General features: G+C 44.1%; 2 protein-coding genes. Both read right to left on the bottom strand.

Going from position 1 to position 829, the window contains the following annotated elements; genetic code table 11:
- Nucleotides 1-196, bottom strand: a 196-nt coding sequence (locus A3763_RS18780) for a YraN family protein (RefSeq protein ID WP_156495176.1), incomplete at its 3' end; no start/stop codon positions are given.
- 4 nt (nucleotides 197-200) lie between these two features.
- Nucleotides 201-829, bottom strand: a 629-nt coding sequence (locus A3763_RS18775) for a penicillin-binding protein activator (protein WP_197482974.1), incomplete at its 5' end; no start/stop codon positions are given.

Below are 829 nucleotides of genomic sequence, written 5' to 3'. Positions count from 1 at the left end.
TCACGGTTTCAGCTGCGATGCCATAGTTATTTCTTGCTCGATATCTGACTTCAATAAAGACTAGGGTATTCTTATCTCCCATAATTAAATCAATCTCACCAAACTTGGACCGATAATTGTTCGTTATGCTTTTCAGTCCTTGGGTGCGAAGGTATTTCTCGGCGATCTGCTCATAAGCAAGTCCTTTGCTAAGCATTTCCTTACTCCTTAATGGTAACTGCCTTTCCTTTTCTAAATTTTGCCCATTCTAATTGGCGATTAATAATGCCCTGCTCATCCATTGATAGCATGCCGGTGTGGCCTTGCATCTGGCTGCCTCGAACTTCGTGCAATAGCTGTAGTCTTGGGGCGATATTATAGCTGTCGGCTCCTAGCGAATAAAAGCGGCTATATTGCTCTGTTGACTCGGGGATAGCATGATTTATCTGGCTTTTGATATCTATTGTACTGCTAAGCATCCAGGGCATTTCGATAAACTCGATACCGTCCAGGTCTCTGTTGTCGTTGTTGTCAGATATGTTATGAATTTGAGAGCTGGCGAATACTGGCAGGTCGGCAGCGTAATGGTAGGCAAAGAGAGGTTTGATTTGACGTGCTATTTCGGGTTTGGCAATCATGACAAGTGCGTCGATATCTTGCCTTCTTCTGGGTAAAAACTCGAGCGCTGTGTTAGTGATTTTTCGAATTTTTCGCTTTCGATTCTGGCTGTCCTCAGTGCCGAGGAGGCGGGCGACGCTCGAAGCGAGAGATTTCTGATTTTTGTAAAATACGCTATCGATAACGACCCCGTCTAATGAAGAGAAGCTTTCTACAAAGCTATCGTATATGC

The sequence above is a fragment of the Oleiphilus sp. HI0128 genome, assembly GCF_001635365.1.
This window is presented reverse-complemented; position numbering and strand designations above follow the sequence as displayed.